Here is a 4,576-nt window from a genome sequence, read left to right on the forward strand (position 1 = left end):
CGGCCCGCGACGCCCGCTGCGGGCGGGAGCGGGCGTGCTGTGGTGCCGGGAGGACCCGCCGTTCGCCGGACCGGCCGCCGGGATCGGCGCCGCGATCGGCGCTGTGACAGCCAATGATGTGCTCGTGCTCGCATGCGATCTGCGCAGGCCGACGGATGCGCTCGCCGCGCTGGGCGCGGTGCCGCCGGGCACCGACGCGGTCGTGCCGGTGGACGACGCGGGGCGGAAACAGTGGCTCACGGCCCGCTACCGCACCGCCGCGCTGCGGAAGGCCGTGCACGACTCCGGCGGTCTCGAAGGCGCTGCGGTGCGTGAGCTCATGCACACGCTGGAATGCGCGCATCCGGTGATGGCCGAGGATCACCTCGCCGACGTGGACACGCGAGCCGATCTGGACGAAGCTGGAGGCAGGGCGTCCGTCGCCCGGATATCGGAGGATGACATGGCCGACTCACCGACGCACCTGAGCCCGGAAGACCTCGACGCGTGGGTCGTGACGATGCGCGAGCGCTTCGACCTGTCCGTCGAAGCCGTGCCGACCGGCGACATCCTCGACCTCGCTCGCGACGCCGCTCACGCCGTCGCGAGGCCCGCAGCGCCCCTCGCGGCGTTCGTGGCGGGTTTCGTCGCGGCTCGCGATGGCGGCGGACCGGCGAAGATCTCCGAGGTCATCGACGAGGTCTCGAAGCTCGCCGACGGCTGGAAGGGTGCGAAGTGAGCACGGTCAGCGCACCGCCGACCGTCGCCGTCAGGTTCTTCGCCGCTGCGGAGGAAGCGGCCGGCGCGGCATCCGGAACATATGCGGCACCGGACATCGCCGCGCTCCGCGTCGCCCTCACGAGCGCTCATCCGGCCCTCAGCGCGGTGCTGCCTCGCTGCGCGCTGCTCGTCGACGGCGTCCGCGCCGACGACGCCACCCCCCTCGACGAGGCGTCGACGGTGGACGTGCTGCCCCCGTTCGCGGGTGGGTGACCCGCCGTCCGATCAGCTGGCGAGTCATCCGCGGGTCGGCGTCGAGCGCATCCACGACGCCGGCACCTACACGCGCGTGACGCATGTCGGCGGCGTCGGCGATCTCCGTTTCGTGCTCGTGCCCGGCATCGGCATGGGCGTCGGCATCTTCGAACGGCTCGCCCCGCGGCTGCTCCCGCACGGCAGAGTGCACGCCCTGGACCTGCCGGGCTTCGCCGGCATCCGACTCCACGACGATCCGCTCGACATCGACGAGTACGCCGACATCGTGATCCGCGCCATGGAGGTGCGCGGACTGCGCGATGTGGTGCTGATCGGTCACTCGATGGGGAGTCAGGTGGTGACGTCGGCGGCGTGCAGAGGCGCGAACCTGCGCGGCGTGGTGCTGATCAGCCCCGTCGTCGCGCCCTGGCAGCGACGATTCGTCTTGGTCGCGATCGACTTCGTCCGGTCCAGCATGCACGAACCACCCGGTGTCGCACTTCTCGGGGCCATCTCCTATGCCTTCACGGGGCTCCGGTCGTTCTTCCGCACGATGCCCCGGATGCTCGCCTATCGGATGGAGGACCGCATCGGCGAGGCCGCAGCACCCGTCCTCATCGTCCGCGGCACGCGAGATCGCGTCTCCCCCGCGGCATGGACGACCATGCTGCGCGATCGTGCACGCGACGCGGAGGTGGTCGAGGTCGCCGGCGCCGCGCACTCGGTGATGCACCAGCACGCGACCTCCGTCGCCGACCGGATCATCTCGTTCGCCGGAGTCTCCTCGCCGTCCCCACGCACCGACCGCTCGCGCTGGACCGTGCGGTTGCGCGCTCATGCCGTGATGGCGCGAGCCAGGGAGATGGTCGCGATCGTTCGCGGGGATGATCGCGCGCTCGCGCGGGCGAAGACCTCTCGCATCCGGGCCGCGCTCGCGGCGGGAGAAGCCGGCTGACCGGATCAGCCGCCGATGGCGCTCATCGGCCGCTGCGGCTGCAGGAAGCCGGGCTCGTCGATGCCGTGACCCGGAAGCTTCCCCGCGATCGAGCGCCGCAGGACGTCGGCGATGTCGTCGTCGTCGGCATCCCCCCGCAGCAGCGGGAGCAGGTCCGACTCCTCGCGCGCGAACAGGCAGTTGCGGATCTGGCCGTCGGCGGTCAGCCGCACGCGATCGCACGCACCGCAGAACGGTGCCGTCACCGACGCGATGACGCCCACCGTCGCCGGCCCGCCGTCGACGTGGAACACCTCCGCCGGCGACGCCCCGCGCTCGCCGACCGGCTCGAGGGTGAACGCCTGGCGCAGCGTCTCGAGGATCTCCTCGCCCCGCACCATCTCCACGCGGGACCAGATGTGGCCGGCATCCAGCGGCATCTGCTCGATGAAGCGCATCTCCGCCTCGTGGTCGACCGCGAAGCGCACGAGGTCGACGAGCTCGTCTTCGTTGACGCCTCGCATGGCAACGGCGTTGAACTTCAGCGGCGCGAACCCCACGGCGCGTGCCGCGTCGATGCCGGCGAGGGTGTCGTCGAGCCGATCGCGCCGCGTGAGCTCGGCGAAGCGATCGCGGCGCAGCGTGTCGATCGAGATGTTCACGCGAGCGAGTCCGGCGTCGCGGAGCGGCCCGGCGAGCTTCGGCAGGGCGAGCGCGTTCGTCGTCATGGACACCTCGAGAGGACCCTCCGGCCCCTCGATGGCCGCCATCCGGGCGACGACGTCGACGACGTCCCTGCGCAGGAGCGGCTCCCCGCCGGTGAGGCGCACCTCGGTGATGCCGAGACTGGCCGCCACGGCGGCGACCCGGGCGAGCTCGTCGGTGGTGAGGATGTTGTCCTTCGCGAGCCACTCCACGCCGTCTGCGGGCATGCAGTAGGTGCAGCGCAGCGAACAGCGGTCGGTGAGCGAGATGCGCAGATCGCGGTGCACGCGGCCGAAGCGATCGACGAGGGTTCCACGCGAGCCCGTCACGATCCGATCCCCACCCAGGCGGATGCCCCGTCGCTCTGCTGCTGCTTCTTCCACACCGGCAGGTCGGACTTGATGGCCTCGATGAGCTCGCGGCTGGCGGCGAACGCTTCGGCGCGATGGGCGGATGCGGCCACCACCACGACGGCGACATCCCCGACCGCGAGGCGCCCGACCCGGTGGGTCACGGCGATCAGCGCGTGCTCGCCGGCCGCCTTCTGCGCCAGCTCCCGCAGGATGCGCGGAGCGTCGGGATGCGCGGAGTACTCGAGCGCCTCGACGCTGCCGGCCGCCTCCGGGTCGTGGTCGCGCACGGTGCCGATGAACGTGGTGAGCGCGCCGACCGCCGGATCGGTCGCGGCGTGGATGTGGGCGGCGACGTCGATGGGCGTGTCGCTGATCTCGGCGATGACGACTCCGGCATCCATCAGTGGTCTCCCCCCTCGAGCTGTGACACGACGTGCGAGGCGATCCGCACGAGGAAGGGCATTCCGGAAGCGACCGCCTTCGGCGAGCCGGGGAGGTTCACGATGAACGTCGTCGCGGCGACGCCGGCCCGCCCGCGGGAGAGCGCCGACAGCGGGGTGTCCGCGGCGCCGTCGGCCCGCAGGCGCTCCGCCACGCCGGGAACCTCACGATCGAGAACGCGCGCGGTGCCCTCCGGCGTGAGGTCGCGCGGCGAGACGCCCGTGCCCCCGCACGTGACGATCACCCGCGCTCCGTCCCCGATGAGCGCGCGAAGCTCCTTCTCGACCGCGTCGACGCCATCGGGGATGATCGACGCGTCGTCGCACGCGAAACCCGCCTCGCGCAGCGCCGCCACCGCGACCGGGCCGGCGGAGTCCTCGCGCACGCCGCGGTGCGACCGGTCCGAGACGGTCACGACGGCGGCGCGAAGAGATGTCATCCCTCCACGATAGGTGCCGAGATCGGTTCGCGGCGCCGTTACGGCGGATCGTTTCGAGGCCGCCGATCCGTCTTTCGCGAGCCGGGATATCGTGTGGGAATGGCTCGTTCCACCGCCCGTCGCCGCGTCGTCCGCGTGCGAATCGATGCCGACGGCGAGGGCGTCCACGCCGTCTCGCGCCGCGAAGACGTTCTGGCCGCCGAGGAGCCGCTGGAGATCCGCATCGACGGATCATCCTGGGCCGTGACCATGCGCACGCCGGGCGACGACTTCGACCTCGTCGCCGGGTTCCTCGTCGGCGAGGGCGTGCTCACGGCGCCCGAGCAGCTGAGATCGCTGCGGTACTGCGCGGGGCGCGACGCCGAGGGCGCACAGACCTACAACGTTATCGACGCCCACCTCGGCGCCGGCGCGGTGCCGCCCTCCGACGCCGCCGCACGACACAGCACCACCACCAGTGCGTGCGGCATCTGCGGCACCGAGTCGATCGAGGCGGTGGCCAAGACCGCGCGGCTCCCCCTCGAGGCGGCGGAACCGCTCGTCGATGCGGCGGTCGTCGCCCAGCTGCCCGATACGCTGCGCGAGGCGCAGCAGGTCTTCGACGCCACCGGGGGCGTGCACGCCGCCGGCCTGTTCGCACCGGACGGCACCGCGGTGTGCGTGCGCGAAGACGTCGGCAGGCACAACGCCGTCGACAAGGTGATCGGGTGGGCGCTCCGCGAGGGCAGACTCCCCCTGGCACAGCACGTG

At 72.1% G+C, this 4,576-nt stretch carries 7 protein-coding genes; 4 read left to right on the forward strand and 3 right to left on the reverse strand.

Features of this window, described 5'->3' with window-relative positions:
* From B4E30_RS02060 to B4E30_RS02070, 3 genes are all read left to right on the forward strand, one after another.
* Positions 1-718, forward strand: a 718-nt coding sequence (locus B4E30_RS02060; protein WP_286793274.1) for a DUF6457 domain-containing protein, incomplete at its 5' end; no start/stop codon positions are given.
* Complete coding sequence (locus B4E30_RS02065) at positions 715-972, forward strand: MoaD/ThiS family protein (protein WP_194384752.1); 258 nt, start codon at positions 715-717, stop codon at positions 970-972. The genes B4E30_RS02060 and B4E30_RS02065, both read left to right, overlap by 4 nt.
* Positions 965-1,909, forward strand: coding sequence for an alpha/beta fold hydrolase (locus B4E30_RS02070; RefSeq protein ID WP_194384751.1), 945 nt, complete (start codon positions 965-967; stop codon positions 1,907-1,909). Before B4E30_RS02065 ends, B4E30_RS02070 begins: the two co-directional genes overlap by 8 nt.
* A gap of 5 nt (positions 1,910-1,914) precedes the next feature.
* On the opposite strand, the gene moaA is transcribed toward B4E30_RS02070, so the two are convergent.
* Genes moaA through B4E30_RS02085 form a run of 3 tightly spaced genes read right to left on the reverse strand, consistent with a single transcriptional unit; the run spans position 1,915 to position 3,826 of the window.
* Complete coding sequence (moaA, locus tag B4E30_RS02075; RefSeq protein ID WP_390178697.1) at positions 1,915-2,925, reverse strand: GTP 3',8-cyclase MoaA; 1,011 nt, start codon at positions 2,923-2,925, stop codon at positions 1,915-1,917.
* Positions 2,919-3,347 (reverse strand): molybdenum cofactor biosynthesis protein MoaE, encoded by a 429-nt coding sequence (locus B4E30_RS02080; protein ID WP_194384750.1) that lies wholly within the window; start codon positions 3,345-3,347, stop codon positions 2,919-2,921. The genes moaA and B4E30_RS02080 overlap by 7 nt, the downstream gene beginning before the upstream one ends.
* A complete protein-coding gene (locus tag B4E30_RS02085) occupies positions 3,347-3,826 on the reverse strand; it encodes a MogA/MoaB family molybdenum cofactor biosynthesis protein (protein WP_194384749.1) in 480 nt (159 codons plus the stop codon). Before B4E30_RS02085 ends, B4E30_RS02080 begins: the two co-directional genes overlap by 1 nt.
* A gap of 99 nt (positions 3,827-3,925) precedes the next feature.
* Here B4E30_RS02085 and B4E30_RS02090 point away from each other — a divergent pair.
* Positions 3,926-4,576 (forward strand): formate dehydrogenase accessory sulfurtransferase FdhD (locus B4E30_RS02090; RefSeq protein WP_286793275.1); only part of this gene is annotated, 651 nt, incomplete at its 3' end.

The sequence above is a fragment of the Microbacterium sp. UBA3394 genome, from assembly GCF_002358725.1.
In the GTDB taxonomy this organism is placed as follows: Bacteria; Actinomycetota; Actinomycetes; order Actinomycetales; family Microbacteriaceae; genus Microbacterium; species Microbacterium luteum.

Excerpts from the sequence above, each read along its gene's own strand:
- B4E30_RS02080 (WP_194384750.1), bottom strand. The coding sequence starts at position 3,347 with ATGGATGCCGGAGTCGTCATCGCCGAGATCAGCGACACGCCCATCGAC.
- B4E30_RS02085 (WP_194384749.1), bottom strand. The coding sequence starts at position 3,826 with ATGACATCTCTTCGCGCCGCCGTCGTGACCGTCTCGGACCGGTCGCAC.